The organism is uncultured Capnocytophaga sp. (assembly GCF_937936315.1).
Lineage (GTDB): Bacteria > Bacteroidota > Bacteroidia > Flavobacteriales > Flavobacteriaceae > Capnocytophaga.
Genome location: NZ_CALGWU010000008.1, coordinates 1 through 21,682, shown reverse-complemented (window position 1 = coordinate 21,682; position 21,682 = coordinate 1). Strand labels below are relative to the sequence as shown.

The following is a 21,682-nucleotide window of genomic DNA, read 5'->3' as shown; positions in this document are numbered from 1 at the left end:
TGTATGAGCTAATTACATTATTTTTTGTAGTTTTGCTTTTTATTCGTAATTTTCAGAAAAAAACGAAAATAAAATTTGCATAATCAAAAGTAAAATATTACTTTTGCCTCATCAACTGTTAATTATAAGATTGTTATGAGCACACGTTTCTCCGACACTAAAACAGCTTTTGCCCTCAAAAGCCAATCTGAACTCAATTGGGCTTACCGCCTCTTTAAACTTATAGGTAGTAACACCCTCACCCGTGTAGGCACTGCCCTCACTAACTTCTCTCTAAAACTACGTTTACCTGTAGAAGGACTCATCAAGCGTACAGTTTTTAAACAATTTTGTGGGGGTATCTCCGAACAAGACTGCCTGCCTGTAATCAAAAAAATGCACCAAAAGGGCGTTGGCTCTGTGCTTGATTACTCTGTAGAAGGAAAAGACGAGGAAAGCTCTATCGAAGCTACTTTTGAAAAGACGATGGAAACTATCGACTTTGGCAATCTCCATCGTGATGAAGGAATTCCTATTGTAGTGTTTAAACCCACAGGCTTTGGACGTTTTGCTATCTTCCAAAAACTTACTGAAAACAAACCCCTCACCGATGAGGAAACAAAAGAATGGGAACGTATTAAAGCTCGTTTTGATGCCGCTTGTAAACGCGCCTACGAGTACAAAATACCTATTTTAGTAGATGCTGAAGAAAGCTGGATGCAAACCGCTGCCGATAACCTTGTAGAAGAAATGATGGAAAAGTATAACAAAGAAAAACCTATTGTTTACAATACCTTGCAAATGTATCGCCACGACCGTTTGCCTTATTTAAAAGGTCTCTATGAACGTGCTGTAGATAAAAACTTCTATATAGGTGTAAAAATCGTACGGGGTGCGTATATGGAAAAAGAAAATGAACGTGCAGCCGAACAAGGTTACCCTACTCCTATCTGTCCTAACAAACAAGCAACCGATGACAATTACAACGCTGTTGTGCGCTATATTATAGAACATATTGACCGAATAGCACTCTTTGCAGGTACTCACAACGAAGAAAGTACTGCTCTTGTAATGGATTTAATGAAAGAAAAGGGATTACAACCTAACGACAAGCGCGTGTGGATAGCTCAATTATATGGAATGAGTGACCATATCAGTTTCAATGCTTCTAAAGAAGGGTATAACGTAGCCAAATATTTACCTTTTGGCCCTGTACGTGAGGTAATGCCTTACTTAATACGTCGAGCTGAAGAAAACACGTCTGTAGCTGGGCAAACCGGACGTGAATTATCTCTTTTAAAAGCAGAAAAAAAACGTCGTAGTCAAGAAAAAGAATAATAAGCAGAATATTTTTTTAGGGATATAGTTGCTATTATCATTAATATTTGTAATTTTGCGCCCTGAAAAATTAGAAGTTTTTTTATACCTTTAATGCTTACATATAAAAATGTTTAGTGAAACCACCCCTAATTCAAAAATCTTTGCTTGTTCTAAAAGCATAGAACTTGCTGAGAAAATTGCAGAAAAATACGGTACTCAGCTCGGTGAAATTAAACTATCTTATTACAGTGATGGCGAGTTTCAGCCCTCTTTTGAAGAATCAATTAGAGGAGCACGCGTTTTCTTAATATGCTCTACTTTTCCTAATTCGGATAATTTAATGGAGCTTTTACTAATGATAGACGCTGCCAAACGAGCTTCAGCCCGCCACATTACAGCTGTAATGCCTTACTTCGGTTGGGCACGACAAGATAGAAAGGATAAACCTAGAGTGCCCATAGGGGCAAAATTAGTGGCTAACCTCTTACAAGCGGCAGGTGCTACTCGTATTATGACAATGGACTTGCACGCCGACCAAATTCAAGGATTCTTTGAACGCCCTGTAGACCACCTTTTTGCTTCAAGTATTTTCTTGCCTTATTTGCAAAGTTTGAACTTAGACAACTTGTGTATTGCTTCACCTGATATGGGTGGTTCTAAAAGAGCCTATGCTTACTCTAAGTTTTTGAAAAGTGATGTAGTGATTTGCTACAAACAGCGAAAGCAAGCCAATGTAATAGAAACAATGGAACTTATCGGGGAAGTAGAAGGTAAAAATGTAGTACTAGTAGATGATATGGTAGACACTGCAGGCACCTTAGTAAAAGCTGCCCAATTAATGAAAGAGAGAGGAGCAGTAAGCGTAAGAGCTATTGCTACTCACCCCATCCTCAGTGGTAATGCTCACGAACGCATCGAAAACTCAGTTTTAGAAGAATTAATCGTAACTGACTCAATCCCTCTAAAACAACCTTCAAGCAAAATTAAAGTACTGAGTTGTGCTGAACTTTTTGCCGATGTAATGTACAAGGTACACCATAATGAAGCTATCAGTTCTAAATTTATAATGTAAGAATTAAAAATTAGCCAAAAAACAAGTAACTTAATAACTATATATAAATAAATGAAATCAATTACAATCAAAGGATCTCAAAGAGAAAGCGTGGGAAAAGCAGCTAGCAAAGCCTTACGTAATGCTGGACAGGTTCCTTGCGTACTATACGGAGGAGACAATGTTCTGCACTTTTCAGCACCTGAATTAGCATTCAAAAACATCGTGTACACTCCTAACGTATACACCGCTGCGATTGAATTGAATGGTAAAACTTACGATGCCATTCTGCAAGACATTCAGTTTGACCCTGTAACTGATAAAATCATCCACATCGATTTCTATCAGTTGAACAAAAGTAAAGAAATCACTATCGAAGTGCCTATCCAAATCGAAGGAACTTCTCCTGGTATTATGGCTGGTGGTACTTTGCGCATTGTAAACCGCAAACTCAAAGTAAAAGCACTTCCTGATAACTTGCCTGACTTTGTTCCTGTAAACATTTCAGGTTTGGAAATGGGTAACAAACTATATGTTACTAAATTAGCACAAGAAAACTACAAGATTATGCATCCAGATAACACTGTGGTTTGCCAGATAAGAGTATCACGTGCTGCAATGAAAGCCGCACAAGATGCTGCTAAAGCTGAAAAAGCTGCTAAAAAGAAATAATATTTAGTAAATAGATTTTCTTACAAAAGAGGCTGTCTAAAAAGTTTGGTTTTAACTTTTTCAGACAGCCTCTTTCATATTAATTCAACTAAAAAAGCAATTTTATGAAAAACATAACAGTTTTTTCACTATTTTTGTCGCCTGATTTTATACATTACTATTTTTATGGAAAGCATTTTCAAACATTGTCCTAATTGTACTTCTACTCATATAGAGTTCCCTAACAACGTGCGCTTTCTCTGCCACGATTGTGGATTCACCTATTTCCATAATATTGCTGCTGCTGTAGCCATAGTGTTTCGCTTCCAAGATAAAATACTCTTTACCGTGCGCAATATGGAGCCCGATAAAGGCAAACTAGACCTACCAGGGGGATTTATCGACCCCGAGGAAACTGCTCAAGAAGCTGCTTGCCGTGAAGTAAAAGAAGAAATGGGAATGATTATCAAACCTGAACAATTGCGATTCATCACTACCTTTCCTAACAACTATCTGTACAAAAACGTACCTTACCGCACTATGGATATTTTCTTCGAGTGTAAATTAGCTGAAGAACAAGTACACATAGTTGCCCCCGACGAAATCAAAGCTTTAGAATGGTTCAAACTTCAAGAAATACCTGAAGAAAAAATAGGTTTTGTATCGGTGAGAACTGTAATTCAACAATTAAAAAAATCTGCCCTATGAAAACAGTAGAACAATACAGAGAAGCCTTCTTAGACCATCTCAACTCTAAACTTTTTGTAAAAGAACCCCGCAATTTATATGAGCCTATGCGCTACATTTTGCAACTGGGTGGCAAGCGTTTACGCCCTATTCTTACTCTCATCGCTACCGATCTTTTTGATGCCGATTATCACAAAGCTCTCAACGCAGCTATGGCTATAGAGATGTTCCACAACTTCTCTCTGGTTCACGATGATATTATGGATAAAGCCTTGTTGCGACGCGGAGAAGCTACTGTTCACAAAAAATGGAACACTAATATTGCTATCCTCTCAGGTGATGCAATGCTAGTAAAAGCCTATCAATTATTAGACGACTATCCTACTGAAATATTTACTCCACTTACCAAAATACTCTCACGTACTGCCTTGCAAGTGTGTGAAGGACAACAATGGGATGTAGACTTTGAATCACTAACCGAGGTTAGTATCCCCGACTATCTACAGATGATACGTTACAAAACAGCCGTTCTTATAGGGGCTGCTTTGCAAATGGGGGCTATCATAGCTAATACCTCTGCTGAAAACCAACTGTTACTCTATACTTTTGGGGAAGAAGTAGGATTAGCTTTCCAATTGCAAGATGACTATTTAGACGCTTTTGGCGATGAGTCTTTTGGCAAACGTATAGGTGGAGACATCATCGAAAACAAAAAGACTATTCTATATTTAGCAGCCTTGAATTTAGGAAATGAGCAACAGCGAAAAGAACTTTTGCAGCACTATGCCTCTACCGAAGATAGTGAGCTAAAGATAAATGCTGTAAAAGCATTGTTTGAAGCCACAGGAGCAGCTGCAGCTGTACGCGAAGAAATAGAACGCACTACTCACAGAGCTCTTAGTGTTTTAACAGAACTTACCATTAGTGACGAAAAACGCCATTACCTAAAAGAATTTGCTTTAAAGTTAATGAACAGAAAGGTATAACTTAAATTTGCTAATTGGCAAATTATTCTTACTTTTGCGCTCTAATTCTAAAGAAGAGACCAGAAGATGTTTAAATGGATAAAAGCCAGTTTTTGGAGTACCATAGCTGGCTTAATATTGCGCAACCGAATTGCTTTTCTACTACTCATAATTGCTATCACTGGGGGGTTAGTTTCTCAGTGGAAAAACGTTCGCTTTACCTTCACCGAGGCGAATATGCTCCCCGATGATCACCCCGTAAATGTGGAGTACAAACACTTCCTCAAAAAGTTTGGTGAAGAAGGTAACTTGATTTTAATGGCGTTAGACGATGAAAAAATCTATACGCCCGAAGTGCTCAACAAATGGATTGCCCTTAGTAATGAACTGAAGCAATTTAAACAAATAGACGCAGTTATCTCTATTAATAATCTGCCTATTTTGGTAAAGGATACAGCTCAGCAACGCTTTGTTACTCATAAATTCATTGAAGGAGAAGTAAAAACTCAAGCGCAAGCTGATAGTCTCCAGCAAATACTCTCCGAAAAATTGCCTTTCTACGAAGGTCTTATCTACAACAAGAAAAATAACACCTTGCAAACAGCCGTGTATATGAACAAGAAAATTGTCAATACACAAGCTCGCAAGGATTTTATCCTCAACGATTTCATTCCCATTGTCAAAAAATTTGAACAGCAAACTGGACTCAAAGTGCACACTTCGGGTATGCCTTATATTCGTACCCTTAGCGCTCAAAATATAATGGATGAGATAGGGCTATTTATCTTGGCTGCCTTACTTTCTACCTCAGCCATTTTCTTTTTCTTCTTCCGTTCGTTCAGAGCAATGTTTATCTCTATGGGCGTTGTATCTATTGCGGTAATGTGGGTATTTGGATTTTTGGGGCTTTTCGGTTACGAAATTACTATTCTCACAGGATTGATTCCACCGTTAGTGATTGTAATTGGCATCCCTAACTGTGTGTTTCTCATCAATAAATATCAGCAAGAAATTAGTAAACACGGCAACCAAGCCAAGTCGCTTATTAGGGTAATCCGTAATGTGGGGAATGTAACCCTGCTCACCAATCTCACTACTGCTATCGGTTTTGCTACCTTCATTTTTACTGAAAGTACTTTGCTCAAGCAGTTTGGGGTGATTGCTTCTATCAATGTAGTGTCTATTTTCTTCATCTCACTATTGGTTATCCCCATTATTTATAGCTATATGAGTATTCCTAAGGAAAAACACCTTAGGCATTTGCACCGCAACTGGATTGGCGGGCTCATCAAATTCATTGAAAATACAGTTAAACACCATCGCATTGCGGTATTTACAAGCGCTATTGTGTTGCTTATTCTCAGTATCATAGGCATTTACAAAATTAAAATTTCAGGGAGTCTCATTGAAGATATGCCTAAATCAGCTGCTTTCTTTGATGATATTGGCTTCTTTGAGAAAAATTATGGAGGAATTATGCCTTTGGAAATCACCATTAATACTAAACAAAAAAATGGCGTTACTAAATTAGCTAACCTCAAACGCATTGATGAACTCTGCACTCATATTGAGGAAATCCCTGAAATATCAAAACCTCTATCCTTAGTAAACTTAGTAAAATATGCCAAACAAGCCTATTACAACGGCAACCCTAAATATTACAGTTTACCTACTACTCAAGAGCAAAATTTCATTCTTTCGTACGTAAAAAACTCTAAAGGCAATGCCAATATGCTCTCTGCTTATGTAGATTCATTGGGACAAACAGCACGTATCACAACCTTTATGAAGGATATTGGTACTGAGAAAATGCAACAAATAGAGGATAATATATACGCTAAAGCTCAAAAACTCTTCCCTAATGATAAATATGAAGTGAAAATTACAGGGAAAGCCTATTTATTTACCAAAGGAACAAGCTATTTGGCTACCAACCTGATTTGGTCATTAGCCTTAGCCATTTTGCTCATTGCACTCATTATGGCGTATATGTTCCGTTCATTCAAAATGATAGTAGTTTCGCTCATTCCTAACCTCTTACCGCTACTCATCACCGCAGGACTGATGGGCTATTTTGGCATTCCGCTCAAACCTTCCACCATACTTGTGTTTAGTATTGCCTTTGGTATTTCGGTAGATGATACTATTCACTTCTTGGCTAAATACCGCTTAGAGTTGGTAGCACGTAATTGGAAGATAAGCAAATCTGTATATGCTGCTTTGCGCGAAACAGGGGTAAGTATGTTCTACACTTCTATTGTACTACTCTGCGGTTTCTCAGTATTTTTGCTCTCCAGCTTTGGAGGTACCAAAGCCCTCGGCGGACTGATATCGGCTACTTTGCTCTTTGCTATGATGACAAACTTATTGCTCTTACCAAGTTTGCTATTGTCGTTAGAACGCAGTTTGTCTAACAAGGAGACCATTAAAGAACCTAAGATTGAGATTTTCCCAAAAGAGGAAGAAGAAGAAAACAGCGAAAAGTAAAAAATCAGTTTAATATTTAATAATCAAAATAATAAAAAGAAACAACAATTAGCCATTACCAAATTGGCAAATTGACTAATTAATAATAATCATTGTGGAAAACAAAAAACATATTGTAATTGTAGGCGGTGGTTTTGCTGGGTTAGAACTAGTAAAAGAATTAAATCGCTCTGGTAAATTTAAAATCACTTTGGTGGATATGAATAACTACAACTTCTTTCCACCTCTATTATACCAATTGGCAGCGGGTTTTATGGAGCCTTCGTCTATCTCCTACCCTTTCCGCCGTCTGTTTCGCAAATATAAAAATGCACGTTTTAGGATGGCTACTTTACAAGAAGTTGTTCCATCGGAAAACAAACTAATTTTAAGCAATGGCGAATTGCAATACGACATATTGGTAATGGCTACAGGAGCTGAATCTAACTTTTTTGGCAACAAAAATGTAGAAGAAAAAGCAATGCCTATGAAAACTGTAGGTGATGCTTTGATGTTGCGCAATTTGGTGTATACGCGCTTAGAGCGTGCTACTCGTACCCAAGATAAAGAATTGCGCCGCAAGTTGCTTTCTTTTGCCATTGCAGGAGCAGGACCTACTGGAGTAGAGTTATCAGGTATTTTTGCTGAAATGAAACAAAACATTATGCGCAAAGACTACCCCGAACTCACTTATGAAGATTTAGGAGACATCTACCTCATTGACGGACAAGATACTGTGCTTTCTCCTATGAGTAGAAAAGCTCAAGCATATACTAAAATGTCCTTGCTAAAAAAAGGTGTAAAACTCAAATTAGGAGTACTCGTAACCGACTTTGTAAATGACGAAGTGCACCTTTCGGACGGCACTATACTCGATGCGCGCAACCTAATATGGGCAGCAGGTATCTCGGCTAAAACCTTTAAAGGAATTGACGACAAACAATACTTAGGGCGCGGGCGACGTATGAAAACCAATGCTTACAACAAAGTAGATGGTTTTGACAACATCTATGCTATTGGCGACTCAAGCATTATGACAACCGACCCTCATTTTCCTGAAGGTCACCCACAGCTTGCACAAGTAGCCTTACAGCAAGCTAATAACTTAGGAAAAAACTTCAATAAAGATTTTGTAAACCCTACTCCTTTCAGTTATGTAGATAAAGGTTCTATGGCAATCATTGGTCGCAACCAAGCCGTTGCCGATTTGCCTAAGAATATCTTCCTCAAAGGCTTTATCGCGTGGGCTATATGGGCGTTTATACACATTATGTCGCTGGTAAACTTCCGTAACAAAATGAGAGCTTTGTACAATTGGGTAGGTTATTACATCAGTAAAGACCAATCGTATCGTATGGTGTTGCGCCCTAACGAAAAAGCAAAAGGATAGAGCGACAGACTATAGGTGTTAGGTAATAGATAAATAGGAATGGATATCGTTGCAAAACAATGGAAACAACAATTGCAATATCTGCTGGAGGGAAGAGACTACGAGTCACTTATATTCGCTTCAGCAGAAGATATTCCTATTTTGCCTTTTTACACTGCCGAAAATGTTAAAAGCCCTTATGTTATTAACACTAAAACGCAAGTAGCTGTCCCTCTTTTTATATCTGATAAAGAAGCAACTCTTAAACGTATAGCTTTCTGGAAAGAGCAATTGGTATCTTTCTTTTTGTTGGATATACATCCTAAACTTACTCAAAAAGAAGTAGAAGAATGGCTACCTGCAAACTTGCAGTATTTATTTACTAACTCATTTGCTATTGACACTACAATTTACCAAAAAGCAGGCGCCTCGATGGTGCAACAAATTGCCTTTGGGGTAGCCCAAATCAAAGAAAATCCTCACACTGCTGATGTACTCAATGTAAAAGTAGCAGTAGGAGGCACTTTTTTATTAGAAATAGCTAAATTGCGCGCTTTTCGCAGACTACTAAATGAACAACTCCCTACCCTACCCCTTTGCCTCATCGCTGAAGTATCAAGTAGAGGTTTATCGCTGCTGAAATCATCATACAACGAAAACTATGTACAATTAGCTTATGAAGCTGCCGTGTTAGGAGGTGCTGATTATCTACTGCCTAAAAATCCTCTTTTCTTTAAAAATAACAACCTAAATACTGAAAAAGCTAATGTAGCAACCATTCAGAACATCACAGCTACACGCAACTCTACTCTGCTTAATGGGATGTATGCTATAGAAAGTCTCAGTTATGAAATGTACAAAAAAGCCCTTGTGATGCTAGAGCAGATTACAAAAAAAGGGGGACTTCCGGCTATCACAAAAGACTTTAGCTTGATAAAGGACATAAAACAGAAATCACAACGAGAGCAAGCGCTTTTTAATGAGCAGTGCGCTTCTTTACCTGCCATAGATTTATACAGCCGTAAAGATTGGGATTTCTATCCTTTTAGCAAAAAAAAATCATCTGAAGTATTAGAACTCAAACGCTTGTGGGAATCTTTTGAAAAACGCTTAAAACAAGAAGACTATGACAGAAACGCATAATGCCATAGCTGGCGTGCCACCTTATGAACGCGGATTTCATGCAATGGGGTATTTAAAAGAAGTGCCCCCTTTGCGCATTATCACCGATGAACTAATGGTAGTTAGTACTTTAGAGGAACTACCTCAAGTACTTACTCGTGAAGAAACATACATTTATATTCCTGCTTCCCTTCTTTTAGAAAACAGTACCCAACAAGATTTTATCAGAGAGTTACCTTTTAAAGACAAACTGCACATTTTAGTAGATAGTCCTGCGAATAGCTTTGAAATGATTGTGCTCCTCCGCCAATTGCGCGCTATTGCCAAAATACCTATCAGCTGCTGGGTGCATTCCATCACTGATTATCTCTACGCTCTCATAGCTCAAGCCGATGATTTGATTACCAAAAATAAAGAGTTGGCTTTACCAGAAAACCAACTCTTGATAGCAAATAGTTTAGTTACAAAAACTATTGATCCTTTTTATCTATAATTCTTCTTCGGTATCTAAACCAAGTTCTCTTGCAGATATTTCACGCATTTCCACCTTGCGTATTTTACCTGAGATAGTCATTGGGAATTCATCTACAAACTTCCAATAACGAGGTACTTTATAGTGAGCAATACGACCTTTGCAAAAATCGTGAAGTTCTTGTTCAGTGAGGGTTACCCCTTCTTTAGTTTTGATCCAAGCCATTACTTCTTCACCGTATTTCTTGCTTGGTACTCCAATAACTTGAGCATCCAACACCCCTTCATACGTGTAGAGGAAGTCCTCTATTTCTTTAGGAGAAATGTTCTCACCTCCGCGAATAATCAAATCTTTGATACGACCTGAAATGTGGATATAACCATCTTCATCCATCATTGCTAAATCGCCAGAGTGCATCCAGCGTTGTTCATCTATTACCTGCTGTGTAGCCTGTGGACTATTCCAATACTTCAACATCACTGAATAGCCACGTGTACAGAGTTCACCATTTTCTCCACGTTTTACAATTGCTTTAGTTTCGGGGTTGATAATCTTAATTTCCAAATGATCGTGGATAGTACCCACTGAGTGAATTTGTTTCTCGAAAGGCGCTCCTATTTTAGTTTGTGTAGATACGGGAGAAGTTTCGGTCATACCGTAGCATATCGTGATTTCGTGCATATTCATTTGCTCTTTCACACGTTTCATAATCTCGGGAGGACACAAAGCTCCTGCCATTACTCCTGTACGTAAACTCGACAAATCGTAAGGGTGTTTGTCTAATATATAGAGCTCTGAAATGAACATTGTAGGCACTCCATAAAGCGAAGTACATTTTTCTTTTTCTACCGCCTCGAGTGTTTGGGTAGCATCAAAACTATCATTAGGAATTACCATTGTAGCTCCGTGAACTGTACAAGCAATATTACCAATTACCATCCCAAAACAATGATAAAAAGGCACTGGAATGCACACCCTATCTTTCTCGGTATAGTTCATACGAATACCAATGAAATAACCATTGTTGAGAATATTGTGATGAGAAAGAGTAACACCTTTGGGGTTGCCCGTAGTACCTGAAGTATACTGTATATTTACGGGATCGTCGAACTGTACTTTTTCTTCAAAAGAAAGTAATTTCTCGTCCGTAACTTTTTTACCATTTTCTAAAAAGCGTTCCCAGCTATCTCCCCAATAGACTTCTTTTCTAAGGGTTTCAGTAAACTCACGCGCATCGTCAATCATTTTTTTATAGTTGCTACTCTTAAATTCAGGAGCTGCAAAAATAAACGATATTCCAGATTGGTTGATTACATAAATCAGTTCACTCGTACGGTAAGCAGGATTGATATTAACCATTATCACGCCTATTTTGGCGGTAGCATACTGCAAGAGCGTCCACTCATAGCAATTAGGCGACCAAATTCCTACTCTATCACCTTGTTTTACCCCTAAAGCAATGAGCGCTTTAGCTACTGCTGTTACTTGTGCATAAAACTCTCTATAGGTAGCCCTATAATTTTGATGTACAGAAATGAGTGCATCTTTATGAGGAAATTTTTCTACTGTTCTACGAAGGTTCTGGTCGATAGTTTCTCCTAAAAGAGAAATATCAGAAGCTCCATAAATATAAGCTAAGTTTTTATTCATTAAGATTTTTTGCTATTTTAATAAGTCGGGACGTTTGGTTTTAGTATGTTCATAAGCCATATCTTCCCGCCATTGCTCTATTTTAGGCGTATTACCACTGGTAAGGATTTCGGGTACTTCCCAACCTTTGTAGTTAGCTGGACGCGTATAGACTGGAGGTGCTAACAAATTGTCTTGAAACGAATCAGTAAGGGCTGAAGTTTCGTCGGAGAGAACACCAGGTATGAGACGAATAATTGCATCGCAGAGCACAGCAGCCCCTAATTCTCCCCCTGAAAGCACATAGTCGCCTATGGAGATTTCTTTAGTGATAAAATGGTCGCGCACACGCTGGTCTACCCCTTTGAAGTGCCCACATAAGATGATAATATTTTCAGCTAACGAAAGCTGATTAACCATCTTTTGCTGGAGTGTATCACCATCGGGGGTGAGGAATATCACCTCGTCATAATCTCTTTCGGCTTTTAAGGCTGAAATACACTTATCGATTGGTTCTATCATCAACACCATTCCTGCTCCTCCACCAAACTGATAATCATCTACTTGACGATAAGCATTGTTAGCATAGTCGTGTAGATTGTGGAAATGCACTTCCACTAATTGTTTATCAATAGCACGTTTCATAATAGAGTAGGCAAAGGGGCTCTCCATTATTTCAGGAACTACTGATATGATATCAATACGCATCGGTTTAACGGTGTTTATTTATTTCGTCTTGCAACTGGCGACGCACTTTTTGTTCGCGCTCGATAGCTGCTTTGCGATAGTTTTCATACTCTTCTTGCAATTCGGCTAAGTCGCTGATAGATTTTTTAGTAACTACATTTCCGTTAGCATATCTATAGATATAGAAAATGAGTAATACTGCCAAAACTAATACTATTCCCCACATAATAGTATTATACAAACCTTTGGATAGCAATGCGCCAAAGATATTCATACTATCTTTTTGGTTTTTAGTTTCATCAAGTGTTGTTTGTAGTTCTGCAATATTATCATTGAGGGTTTTGATAGTATTTTCGTGTGTTTTTACAGTTTGCTTTTCAGCTTCAAGTCGGGATTTCACACTATTGATGCTATCGTTCATACTGCGTTGAAAAACAGCTAATTTAGTTTTGTCAATCAGTTTAAATCTCTCGTAAGAGTTTGACTTATCGACCATATACTGAAACTGTTCAGATAGTGTAGTGGGGATTTTTTCCTCTTGTACTACTTCTACAGGAGTCGCTTGAGTTGTAGAACGCGTAGTAGTGCGTGTAGAAGTTCCTTCTTGGGCTGTAGCTGAAAAGAAAGACAATGCAGCTATTGCAACAAAAGTAAGTTTTTTCATATTAAAATTATTATTATATAGTTTCTAAAATCTTCTTGAAATCATCTACAATGGTAGCACCTTTATCTTGGTTGTACCATCTTTGTAGTTCTTCTTTGAACTCAGGAGAAAGTTTGCCATTTTTAGCTTTTTCTTCTTCTACCATTTTGGTAGCCACTGACGGACGAGAGCCCCAATGTGCCAACACCTTATCCTCTAAGTCTAAAAACACTACTATTGGAATTGCCTTACCACCATTGGTTAGGAAAAGATTCATCAACTCTTCATTTTCATCTCTAAAAACAAGTTTCATAGTGATTTTAGGGTTGAGTTCAGCTATTTTATGTACTACGGGTACAATTTGAGCTGCATCACCACACCAACTTTCGGTTATAACTAACAAGCAAACGCTTTTAGGGTAGTTTATAAAGAATTGCGCCTTTTCTTCGGGTATTTCTATCGTTTTATCCAAACGTTTATAGCGTTTTTGGTTGAGCGCTGTGTAATACACACGTTCTTCGGTCTGTTCTTCTCCACTTGACTTACCTTCGGCTTCATACTTATCTATTAGATTGCGATAGGTCTCGTAGGAAACAGCTTTTAGTAGACTATTGCGGATGATTTGTGTTTTTTCCATTGTTATTTAGGTAAGAGTTAAGAGTTAGGAAGCAATTTGCAAAGTTGATTTATTGAGTTTTTCTTCAGCGTACTCTTTAGTAACTTTCAGTTCTTTGACACCTGAGTTAGGGAGCTCAAACATTGCATCGGTGAGGATATTCTCACATAGTGAACGCAATCCACGAGCACCGAGTTTATACTCTAAGGCTTTTTCGACAATAAAATCGAGAGCTTCTTCAGTTATATCAAAATTGATACCATCCATTTCAAAGAGTTTTTTGTACTGCTTGATAATGGCATTCTTAGGTTCGGTGAGAATCATACGTAATGTGTGCTTATCCAATGGGTTCATATAGGTTAGCACAGGTAAACGACCTATGATTTCGGGGATTAAACCAAAATCTTTTAAGTCTTTTGGTATGATATACTGTACCAAATTTTTCCTATCTACTTGTGTATTTTTAGACGAATTGTAACCCACAGATTGCATATTGAGGCGTTTAGAAATCACACGTTCAATACCATCAAAAGCTCCTCCTGCTATGAACAAAATATGTTCGGTATTTACCTCTATATATTTTTGGTCAGGGTGTTTGCGTCCACCTTTAGGAGGCACGTTCACCACAGAGCCTTCAAGAAGTTTAAGCAGCGCTTGTTGCACTCCTTCCCCGGATACATCTCGAGTGATAGAAGGGTTGTCGCTCTTACGGGCAATCTTGTCGATTTCGTCTATAAACACAATCCCTCTTTCAGCTTTTTCCACATCATAGTCGGCTGCTTGTAACAAACGTGTGAGGATACTTTCGACATCTTCGCCCACATAGCCTGCTTCAGTAAGTACTGTAGCATCTACAATAGCGATAGGCACATTGAGCATTTTGGCAATGGTACGGGCTACCAAGGTTTTACCAGTACCTGTTTCGCCAACCATTATCACGTTACTCTTTTGGATTTCTACCTCATCATCAGCATTAGGTTGTTGCAGACGCTTGTAGTGGTTGTATACTGCTACAGAGAGAATTTTTTTAGTAAAATCCTGACCTATCACATATTGGTCGAGGAATTGTTTAATTTCTTGAGGTGTTTTGAGAGTCATATCACCTGATACGGTCTCTTTTACTTTTTGAGCTTTAGCTCCAAATGCTTCTTCTATAATGATATTGGCTTGTTCTACACAATAGTTGCATATATTACCAGCCATACCGCGAATGAGCATCTCGGTTTCGGGTTCTGCACGACCGCAGAATGAACAATATTCTACTTGTTTTTTAGCCATTATTTTCTTTCTAATACTTCGTCTATCATACCATACTCTTTAGCTTCTTGAGCTATCATCCAATAGTCACGCTCAGAATCTTTATACACCTTAGCAAAAGGTTGTTTAGAGTGTTTGGCTATGATTTCATAAAGTTCATTTTTAAGTTTCAACATTTCTTTGAGATTGATTTCCATATCGCTGGCTACCCCTTGTGCTCCTCCTGAAGGTTGGTGTATCATCACACGAGAGTGTGGCAATGCTGAGCGTTTGCCTTCAGCGCCTGCACATAGTAATACGGCAGCCATTGAGGCAGCGATACCTGTACAGATAGTAGCTACATCGGGTTTGATGAACTGCATAGTGTCGTACATACCCAATCCTGCATATACACTACCACCAGGAGAGTTGATATAGATTTGGATATCTTTGGCACTATCCACGCTTTCCAAGAAAAGCAATTGAGCAGTAACTATATTCGCTACTTGATCGTTCACATCGGTGCCGAGGAAGATGATTCTATCCATCATCAAGCGGGAAAAAACGTCCATTTGAGCTACATTTAGCTGGCGTTCTTCCATAATATAGGGAGTCATACTTCCTACTATTTTATCGTAGTAAAGGCTGTTTACTCCGTGTTGTTTAATCGCGTATTTTTTAAATTCGTCTGATAAATTCATTTGTTTAGTTATTAGTTTTTAGTGCCCCCGAACCCCCGAAAGGGACAATCTGTGAAGGGCTGTTTCATTTGTTAGTTATTTTTAAAACTATATTTTACAATGGGTTATAATTTATTAATGCTTTTTCTACAATATCAATAAGTTCCTCAGGGGTCATTAGGGTATTCAGATAGTCCTCCAAGGTACCCATATTATCTATTTCTCCAAAAAACACCTCGTGATCGGTACCAAAAAGAGTAGGATTTTCTGGATTGGGGTCACTTAGAGCTACGTATATATGATCAGGATAGCCAGAGGTATAAAACAATTGTATAAGATCTGGTGTTTCATCACCTGTAACTTCAACAATTTCTGTAAGGTCTGTAAATTCATCATCAGAGAAATCATCATACCACTCTTCATAATCCTCAGTACCTTCTTTGAAGGGAGTAAAGAGGGAGGCTGTCCAAAAGTGTTGTCCGTAAGGTTTTTCTGTAAGTTGATAAAATTCAGCAATCATTTGGTCATAGAAAGCCTTTTTATCAGTTTGGTAAATCTTAAAATTAGCGTCTACCCATTCACCTAATCCATAAATAGGTTCTTTTTCATCGGCTTTTGCCCAAGGAGTATCCTCAGGTTTTTCATAAAGAACTGTATTGAAAGTAATCGCTAATAAGTCTTCTTGCAATGAATTACCCTTTACCTTGCTAATATCACCGCCAAGGGCTTGTATTCGGTTAAGAATTTCTTGTTTCATCTTTTAATAAATGTAGTCCAAAATTGCTAAATTAAGATACAAAATAGTATTTATCATTAGCAATTTTGGACTGGTTTATAGTATTTTGCAAAAATTACTATTCAGGGAAAGCTACTTTTACAAACTCATCAAAAGTTACTTTTTTCACATCGGTATTAACATTTTCTTTGTAGAACTCAATGAGTTTTTTGAATACTAATTGTTGCTGAATACGTTGTACTTCTTCACGGTTTTGCAATACACGATCAACGATACCATCTACATAGCTATCGTCATCTGTAGGCATACCATATTGAGCTAATTGAGCTTTGATATAGTTGCGTGCAAAGTCTTTCAACTCTTCAAACTTAGGATGCAAGTTATTATCTTCCATCACTTTACCTTCAATCAGTTGATAACGCAAACCTTTTTCTGAACGTGTGTACTCTTCTTCAGCTTCTTGTTCAGTAAGTTCTTTTTCACCAGCTGTGCGCAACCATTTTTTAAGAAAAGTTTCAGGGAGCTCAAACTTAGTATTATCTACTAAATAATCAGTAACAGTGTTTAAGAAATGTTGATCGGCTTGCTCGTTGTATTGATGTTGAGCGCCTTCTTTTATTTTGTCACGCAATTGCTCTTCTGTGGTAACAGAACCATCAGGGAAGAGTTTGTTGAACAATTCTTGATCTAAAGCAGCACCTTGACGTTCGTTAACTTCTTCCAAAGTGAAAGTAATTTCCACTTCTAAGTGGTGTGCCTCGTCGTGCGATACTTTGAGGTAGTGCATTAGGCTATGAGCATCTTTAAACAAGCCTTTAGTTTGCAACTGGAATTGATCGCCTATCTTTTTACCTACAAACTCTTTGCGTGCAGCATCACTGAGTTCTTCTAAGGTGAAAGTAGCTTGAGTATCAATAGATTTTTCTTCGTTAAAGAAAGTACCTGTAACTTCAAGGCTATCATCATTGATCACTTCGCCTTTAGCAACAAGTTTACCAAATTGTTTTTGGATGCGTTCTACTTGTTTATCGATTTGATCATCGGCAACAGTAATTTCGTAGCGAACAATACCTTTTTTAGGTTTTAAATTCACTTCGATAGCTGGTGCTAAGCCAATTTCGAACTCAAAAGTAAAATCGTCGGCTTCTATGTTGATATCTTGTTTTTCTTTAGGTAGTGGATTACCCAAGATATTGAGTTTTTCGTCGTTTATATATTTATACAACGAGTCTTGCAACACACGGTTGATCTCGTCGAACTTCACAGCTTTACCGTACTGTCTTTTAATCATTCCCGCAGGCACGTGACCTTTTCTAAATCCAGGGATAGAAGCGGTTTTTCTGTAATCGTTTAGTACTTTCTCTACTTTATCGGCGTAGTCGTTTTTTTCAATTGCTATCTTAATGACAGCATTTAAAGCATCTACTTGCTCTCTGTTAATATTCATTTTTTAAAAATATTTAATCTAAAATTTCAATTTGCAAAGGTAGTACAAAATGTTTATATACACAAGGTTTTATGTGTTTTTTTAGAAATTAGGAATTAGGAATTAGAATTTTGGCAATTCCCAATGATATTTTACCGACAGCAATCGGACAGAAATCACTACCATTATGGTGATGAACACTACTAAATTATGATTAACGAAATCATCAATAAGAAAATAGACTGTACCTCCTGCAATACAAGCAGTTGCATAAATTTCTTTATGGAAAAGAGCGGGCAATTTGTTAGCTAATATATCTCTTATCACTCCCCCAAAACTACCCGTCATTGTACCTAAAATAATAGCTATGGTGGGCGATAAGCCAAAACGCAGGGCTTTTTCTATACCAATGATAGTGAAAACCCCCAGCCCAATAGTATCAAACAACATTAGCGATTTGCTCCAATGTTCTGAGAACTGTTTTTTGAATAGAATGGTAATCACTACACTAATGACAATCATTAATATATAAGTGAGATTCTTCATCCAAAATACGGGGACACTACCTATCATAATATCGCGGAGAGTCCCCCCTCCTACCCCTGTTACAAAGGCTAAGATGAGCATTCCAAAGATATCCATACGGCGTTCTAAGCCTACTAATACACCGGAAACACCAAAGACTGCCGTTCCGATTAAATCCCAGAGATAAATCTGGTCGATTTGCGATAAAAATTGAATCAAATCTTCCATTTTAATGCCAAATTTGAGTAAGTTTCCAAGTATTATTTACAGGAATAAATACGAGGGTTATAGCCTTGTCGGGGTTATTGCACAACACGCTATCAGGGTAATAATTAAAACTATAAGTTTGTAATTCGTTAAACTCATCAGTAAGGAGTTCTTCTTCGGTAAGAAGTACACTGCCATCTTTCTGCCTCAATAAGCGCAAGAGAGGTTCAGCTAAGTGTTGTTGCCTGAAAGCTATATCTGTAATGAATTGTTTGAAAAAAGCGGGAAATTGTTTCTGTTGAGTTATTGCTTGTTTCGTTTGTTTTTCGATTTCGGCATAAGGCAATAGAGTCCCTTTTTTTTGTTCCCAAAACACTTGTTTACAATCATCTTTTGGCACTGCAAAAGTATAGAGATGCACATCGGTATACGACAATTTGTTGAGCAATCGCAAACGATAATAGGTTTTGTTATCTCTTTGTATACTATCCTGCACCCAATAAGTAGGATTATTTCCTATAAGTGTTTCTAATTGCTTTATTTTAGCTTTTACTTCTGCTAATTCGGCAACTGTTTGCTTTGCTGTTTCGGCATTGCAAGATTTTTTGAAGCTAATCACAGAGTTATTGCAGGAAAAAAGCAGTAGAGATAGGGTAATTGTTAAAAGGATTTTCATCTTTCAGATATTACTTTTATTTTATAATCCAACTTATCTACATCTATATTTTCAGGAATTATAGGCAAAGTATCCATCTTTTCAAAAAACAATTCATAGCCACACTTACTCTCAAAAATATCAGGTTCATTTACATCTAAGAAGCCTAATACTTTTACCCCGTAATTACCTGCTGGAATATCAAATCTATCTCCTGTGTCTCCATTTAATTCTACACCTTCTACAGCGGGTTGAGGATTTAGGCTCTTTTCATTAGCAAAATCGGAATAATTATTTTCATAATCCCAACTCATTATCATATAGATATCTTCTACAGCTAACCTTCCGCTTTTTACTTGTAGAGGTAATGAGACTTCATTTTTAAAAACTACCCAATCGGTAGGGATTTCACTTTTAGTAGTTGTATTTATGAGTATTTCATAATCAAAAGGTTCTATATTATAGATAGGCAGTAATATTCCTCGTTGGATACTTTCCTCACCTATTGCAGGGTTATTGATGAAATATTTCAGTAAATCATCATCTTCTATACCTTTTTCGAGTAGGAACTCTTGTAGTACTACTGGATCGAAGAGTACAAACCCAGGGAATTCTAACATTAATTCTGTTTTATAGTGTACCATTGTTGTTTTATTATTTCTAATTTTCTTTGTTCTACTTTATACAAACTCAAAGCGCACCATTCCGTCTACATCTATTTTGGTAAGTTTTACTTTGTGGAGGGTATTCACTAAAGCAGGATCCCAAGGGGCTTTTACTTTTACATAATTCTCAGTAAACCCGTGAATATATCCCTGCTTGTTATCGCCCTCGAAAAGGACTGTTTTTTCTTTACCTAACTGGCTCTCATAAAAAGCATTGCGTTTCTTAGCTGACAATCCGCGTAACATCTTACTGCGTTTAGCACGTACTGCATCGGGGACTACACCGTCCATAAGTACAGCTTCGGTATTGTCACGCTCGGAATAAGTAAATACGTGCAAGTAAGAAATATCTAATTCGTTTAGAAAATGATAAGTTTCTAAGAAATGTTCATCGGTTTCGCCTGGGAAACCTACAATCACATCTACCCCGATGCAGGCATCAGGCATCACTTCACGTATTTTGGCTACCCTACTTACATAGAGTTCACGCAAATAGCGGCGTTTCATCTTTTTAAGGATATCGTTACTTCCACTCTGTAAAGGAATATGAAAGTGAGGTACAAAACTTTTAGATTGTGCTATAAAGTCGATAGTTTCGTCTTTGATAAGATTGGGTTCTATTGATGAGATACGCAGGCGTTCAATGCCTTCAACATTATCAAGAGCCTGCACCAATTCTAAAAAGGTGTGCTCGTGCTTTTTGTTACCAAATTCACCTTTGCCATAATCGCCTATGTTCACACCTGTAAGTACGATTTCTTTGATACCTTTATCTGAAATTTTCTTAGCATTAGCAATGATGTTTTCGATAGTATCACTTCGTGAAATACCACGTGCCATTGGTATGGTGCAATAAGTGCATTTGTAGTCACAACCATCTTGCACTTTTAGGAAAGCACGTGTACGGTCGCCAATAGAATAACTTCCCACATAAAAGTCGGTTTCGGAAATTTCGCAAGAGTGCACGATGCCCTCATTATTTTTGGTGAGGTCATCAATATATTGAGTGATATTGAACTTTTCTTTGGCACCTAATACCAAATCAACCCCATCTACTGAAGCGAGTTCTTCTGGTTTTAATTGAGCATAACAACCCACTGCCACCAAGAATGCCTTAGGGTTTGTTTTCAGTGCTTTGCGTACGATTTGTTTAAATTGTTTATCTGCGTTTTCGGTAACTGAGCAGGTGTTAATCACGTATATATCGGCAGGGTCGTCGAAATCAACACGAATATAGCCATCCTCTTCAAAGCTACGTGCGATAGTAGAGGTTTCGGAAAAGTTGAGTTTGCAACCTAAAGTATAGAATGCTACTTTTTTCATTTTTAAGTATTAGACATTAGGGGTTAGAAAAGAAATCTTTTTCTAAAAAATATTGTACAATGGCTTTTTTTATCAGTATGGTCTGTTCGCCAGCTTTAAGAGCAGGAAGCTCCTGCACTAAGCGATAATGAGGCCAGCCATCGGGATCAGTAAATTCATATTCATAATAACCAAAGGGTTCTAAGAGTTTGCAAATAGCGATATGCATTAGATCTACTTTTTCATCTTTGGCATAAGAACGACCTATTTGTCCGAGTTCTTGAACACCAATAAGGTAGATAATACCATCTACACTTAAAGTTTCGCCTTCGGTAAAAGTATCGGAAAGGCGTTGTACCACCTCTTCCCAACGGGCTTTTAGCAGCTCGTGTTCCGTCATAATAAATTAATTTTGGCGGCAAAGGTACAAAATAATTACGAATTACGAAGTACGAAATACAAATTACGAAGTACTAAATAATAACAAGAGAGCTACTCTAGTGAATAGCTCTCTCATTATCTTGTTAGTTTGCTTTATTATCTGAACAAAGTGAAGTTACCATAGAACTCGCGTTTGTCGTACAATTGATCGT

The 21,682-nt window shown here is 37.7% G+C and carries 22 protein-coding genes; 9 read left to right on the top strand and 13 right to left on the bottom strand.

The features are described 5' to 3' along the window. Positions 1-135 precede the first annotated feature (135 nt). The 9 genes from Q0162_RS01770 (at position 136) to Q0162_RS01730 (ending at position 10,103) form a co-directional block, all read left to right on the top strand. Positions 136-1,317 carry a proline dehydrogenase family protein gene (locus Q0162_RS01770; protein ID WP_297888169.1) on the top strand — a complete coding sequence of 394 codons (1,182 nt, stop codon included), beginning with the start codon at positions 136-138 and terminating at the stop codon, positions 1,315-1,317. Positions 1,318-1,426: 109 nt separating this feature from the next. Further along, positions 1,427-2,371 carry a ribose-phosphate pyrophosphokinase gene (locus tag Q0162_RS01765; RefSeq protein ID WP_297888167.1) on the top strand — a complete coding sequence of 315 codons (945 nt, stop codon included), beginning with the start codon at positions 1,427-1,429 and terminating at the stop codon, positions 2,369-2,371. A 51-nt stretch (positions 2,372-2,422) separates the two neighbouring features. After that, positions 2,423-3,022, top strand: coding sequence for a 50S ribosomal protein L25/general stress protein Ctc (locus Q0162_RS01760; protein ID WP_095902294.1), 600 nt, complete (start codon positions 2,423-2,425; stop codon positions 3,020-3,022). 165 nt (positions 3,023-3,187) lie between these two features. Beyond that, positions 3,188-3,709, top strand: a complete 522-nt coding sequence (locus Q0162_RS01755) for an NUDIX domain-containing protein (RefSeq protein ID WP_297888163.1) — start codon at positions 3,188-3,190, stop codon at positions 3,707-3,709. After that, on the top strand, positions 3,706-4,674 hold the full coding sequence (locus Q0162_RS01750; RefSeq protein WP_297888161.1) for a polyprenyl synthetase family protein: 969 nt from the start codon (positions 3,706-3,708) through the stop codon (positions 4,672-4,674). Before Q0162_RS01755 ends, Q0162_RS01750 begins: the two co-directional genes overlap by 4 nt. Before the next feature lie 66 nt (positions 4,675-4,740). After that, on the top strand, positions 4,741-7,140 hold the full coding sequence (locus tag Q0162_RS01745; protein ID WP_297888159.1) for an MMPL family transporter: 2,400 nt from the start codon (positions 4,741-4,743) through the stop codon (positions 7,138-7,140). A gap of 94 nt (positions 7,141-7,234) precedes the next feature. Further along, a complete protein-coding gene (locus Q0162_RS01740; protein WP_297888158.1) occupies positions 7,235-8,509 on the top strand; it encodes an NAD(P)/FAD-dependent oxidoreductase in 1,275 nt (424 codons plus the stop codon). Between the two features lie 39 nt (positions 8,510-8,548). Beyond that, the gene (locus Q0162_RS01735; RefSeq protein ID WP_297888157.1) at positions 8,549-9,631 is read left to right on the top strand and encodes a methylmalonyl-CoA mutase family protein; all 1,083 of its coding nucleotides are present in this window, start codon (positions 8,549-8,551) and stop codon (positions 9,629-9,631) included. Beyond that, positions 9,615-10,103 carry a hypothetical protein gene (locus Q0162_RS01730; protein WP_297888155.1) on the top strand — a complete coding sequence of 163 codons (489 nt, stop codon included), beginning with the start codon at positions 9,615-9,617 and terminating at the stop codon, positions 10,101-10,103. Before Q0162_RS01735 ends, Q0162_RS01730 begins: the two co-directional genes overlap by 17 nt. Here the strand turns inward: Q0162_RS01730 and Q0162_RS01725 are convergent. The 13 genes from Q0162_RS01725 to Q0162_RS01665 form a co-directional block, all read right to left on the bottom strand. Beyond that, positions 10,098-11,732 carry an AMP-binding protein gene (locus Q0162_RS01725; protein WP_297888153.1) on the bottom strand — a complete coding sequence of 545 codons (1,635 nt, stop codon included), beginning with the start codon at positions 11,730-11,732 and terminating at the stop codon, positions 10,098-10,100. The genes Q0162_RS01730 and Q0162_RS01725 overlap by 6 nt on opposite strands. A 12-nt stretch (positions 11,733-11,744) precedes the next feature. Continuing rightward, a complete protein-coding gene (gene trmD, locus Q0162_RS01720) occupies positions 11,745-12,419 on the bottom strand; it encodes a tRNA (guanosine(37)-N1)-methyltransferase TrmD (RefSeq protein ID WP_297888150.1) in 675 nt (224 codons plus the stop codon). Between the two features lie 4 nt (positions 12,420-12,423). Continuing rightward, a complete protein-coding gene (locus tag Q0162_RS01715; protein ID WP_297888147.1) occupies positions 12,424-13,062 on the bottom strand; it encodes a hypothetical protein in 639 nt (212 codons plus the stop codon). A gap of 13 nt (positions 13,063-13,075) precedes the next feature. Continuing rightward, the gene (locus Q0162_RS01710) at positions 13,076-13,678 is read right to left on the bottom strand and encodes a thioredoxin family protein (RefSeq protein ID WP_002678643.1); all 603 of its coding nucleotides are present in this window, start codon (positions 13,676-13,678) and stop codon (positions 13,076-13,078) included. 24 nt (positions 13,679-13,702) lie between these two features. Further along, entirely contained in the window at positions 13,703-14,935 is a 1,233-nt protein-coding gene (gene clpX / locus Q0162_RS01705) for an ATP-dependent Clp protease ATP-binding subunit ClpX (RefSeq protein ID WP_297888139.1), read from the bottom strand. Further along, the gene (clpP, locus tag Q0162_RS01700) at positions 14,935-15,594 is read right to left on the bottom strand and encodes an ATP-dependent Clp endopeptidase proteolytic subunit ClpP (RefSeq protein ID WP_096088886.1); all 660 of its coding nucleotides are present in this window, start codon (positions 15,592-15,594) and stop codon (positions 14,935-14,937) included. The genes clpX and clpP overlap by 1 nt, the downstream gene beginning before the upstream one ends. 94 nt (positions 15,595-15,688) lie before the next feature. Continuing rightward, complete coding sequence (locus Q0162_RS01695; protein ID WP_297888131.1) at positions 15,689-16,330, bottom strand: hypothetical protein; 642 nt, start codon at positions 16,328-16,330, stop codon at positions 15,689-15,691. A 97-nt stretch (positions 16,331-16,427) separates the two neighbouring features. Continuing rightward, on the bottom strand, positions 16,428-17,756 hold the full coding sequence (gene tig / locus Q0162_RS01690; RefSeq protein ID WP_297888128.1) for a trigger factor: 1,329 nt from the start codon (positions 17,754-17,756) through the stop codon (positions 16,428-16,430). Positions 17,757-17,858: 102 nt separating this feature from the next. Then, positions 17,859-18,488: a trimeric intracellular cation channel family protein gene (locus Q0162_RS01685; protein ID WP_297888125.1), complete on the bottom strand. Its 630-nt coding sequence runs from the start codon at positions 18,486-18,488 to the stop codon at positions 17,859-17,861. Between the two features lies 1 nt (position 18,489). Next, the gene (locus tag Q0162_RS01680) at positions 18,490-19,143 is read right to left on the bottom strand and encodes a hypothetical protein (RefSeq protein ID WP_297888122.1); all 654 of its coding nucleotides are present in this window, start codon (positions 19,141-19,143) and stop codon (positions 18,490-18,492) included. Then, positions 19,140-19,766, bottom strand: a complete 627-nt coding sequence (locus Q0162_RS01675) for a hypothetical protein (protein ID WP_297888119.1) — start codon at positions 19,764-19,766, stop codon at positions 19,140-19,142. Before Q0162_RS01675 ends, Q0162_RS01680 begins: the two co-directional genes overlap by 4 nt. 36 nt (positions 19,767-19,802) lie before the next feature. Beyond that, entirely contained in the window at positions 19,803-21,110 is a 1,308-nt protein-coding gene (gene mtaB / locus Q0162_RS01670; RefSeq protein WP_297888116.1) for a tRNA (N(6)-L-threonylcarbamoyladenosine(37)-C(2))-methylthiotransferase MtaB, read from the bottom strand. Between the two features lie 16 nt (positions 21,111-21,126). Further along, complete coding sequence (locus Q0162_RS01665; RefSeq protein WP_281639724.1) at positions 21,127-21,489, bottom strand: hypothetical protein; 363 nt, start codon at positions 21,487-21,489, stop codon at positions 21,127-21,129. Positions 21,490-21,682 lie beyond the last annotated feature (193 nt).

What these genes read in the sequence shown, in the direction of transcription:
- Q0162_RS01735 (WP_297888157.1), top strand. Translation starts at nt 8,549, where the DNA reads ATGGATATCGTTGCAAAACAATGGAAACAACAATTGCAATATCTGCTG.
- Q0162_RS01685 (WP_297888125.1), bottom strand. Translation starts at nt 18,488, where the DNA reads ATGGAAGATTTGATTCAATTTTTATCGCAAATCGACCAGATTTATCTC.
- mtaB (WP_297888116.1), bottom strand. Translation starts at nt 21,110, where the DNA reads ATGAAAAAAGTAGCATTCTATACTTTAGGTTGCAAACTCAACTTTTCC.
- tig (WP_297888128.1), bottom strand. Translation starts at nt 17,756, where the DNA reads ATGAATATTAACAGAGAGCAAGTAGATGCTTTAAATGCTGTCATTAAG.
- clpX (WP_297888139.1), bottom strand. Translation starts at nt 14,935, where the DNA reads ATGGCTAAAAAACAAGTAGAATATTGTTCATTCTGCGGTCGTGCAGAA.
- Q0162_RS01765 (WP_297888167.1), top strand. Translation starts at nt 1,427, where the DNA reads ATGTTTAGTGAAACCACCCCTAATTCAAAAATCTTTGCTTGTTCTAAA.
- Q0162_RS01750 (WP_297888161.1), top strand. Translation starts at nt 3,706, where the DNA reads ATGAAAACAGTAGAACAATACAGAGAAGCCTTCTTAGACCATCTCAAC.
- clpP (WP_096088886.1), bottom strand. Translation starts at nt 15,594, where the DNA reads ATGAATTTATCAGACGAATTTAAAAAATACGCGATTAAACAACACGGA.
- Q0162_RS01710 (WP_002678643.1), bottom strand. Translation starts at nt 13,678, where the DNA reads ATGGAAAAAACACAAATCATCCGCAATAGTCTACTAAAAGCTGTTTCC.
- Q0162_RS01770 (WP_297888169.1), top strand. Translation starts at nt 136, where the DNA reads ATGAGCACACGTTTCTCCGACACTAAAACAGCTTTTGCCCTCAAAAGC.
- Q0162_RS01760 (WP_095902294.1), top strand. Translation starts at nt 2,423, where the DNA reads ATGAAATCAATTACAATCAAAGGATCTCAAAGAGAAAGCGTGGGAAAA.
- Q0162_RS01730 (WP_297888155.1), top strand. Translation starts at nt 9,615, where the DNA reads ATGACAGAAACGCATAATGCCATAGCTGGCGTGCCACCTTATGAACGC.
- Q0162_RS01745 (WP_297888159.1), top strand. Translation starts at nt 4,741, where the DNA reads ATGTTTAAATGGATAAAAGCCAGTTTTTGGAGTACCATAGCTGGCTTA.
- Q0162_RS01675 (WP_297888119.1), bottom strand. Translation starts at nt 19,766, where the DNA reads ATGGTACACTATAAAACAGAATTAATGTTAGAATTCCCTGGGTTTGTA.
- Q0162_RS01680 (WP_297888122.1), bottom strand. Translation starts at nt 19,143, where the DNA reads ATGAAAATCCTTTTAACAATTACCCTATCTCTACTGCTTTTTTCCTGC.
- trmD (WP_297888150.1), bottom strand. Translation starts at nt 12,419, where the DNA reads ATGCGTATTGATATCATATCAGTAGTTCCTGAAATAATGGAGAGCCCC.
- Q0162_RS01695 (WP_297888131.1), bottom strand. Translation starts at nt 16,330, where the DNA reads ATGAAACAAGAAATTCTTAACCGAATACAAGCCCTTGGCGGTGATATT.
- Q0162_RS01725 (WP_297888153.1), bottom strand. Translation starts at nt 11,732, where the DNA reads ATGAATAAAAACTTAGCTTATATTTATGGAGCTTCTGATATTTCTCTT.
- Q0162_RS01715 (WP_297888147.1), bottom strand. Translation starts at nt 13,062, where the DNA reads ATGAAAAAACTTACTTTTGTTGCAATAGCTGCATTGTCTTTCTTTTCA.
- Q0162_RS01755 (WP_297888163.1), top strand. Translation starts at nt 3,188, where the DNA reads ATGGAAAGCATTTTCAAACATTGTCCTAATTGTACTTCTACTCATATA.
- Q0162_RS01665 (WP_281639724.1), bottom strand. Translation starts at nt 21,489, where the DNA reads ATGACGGAACACGAGCTGCTAAAAGCCCGTTGGGAAGAGGTGGTACAA.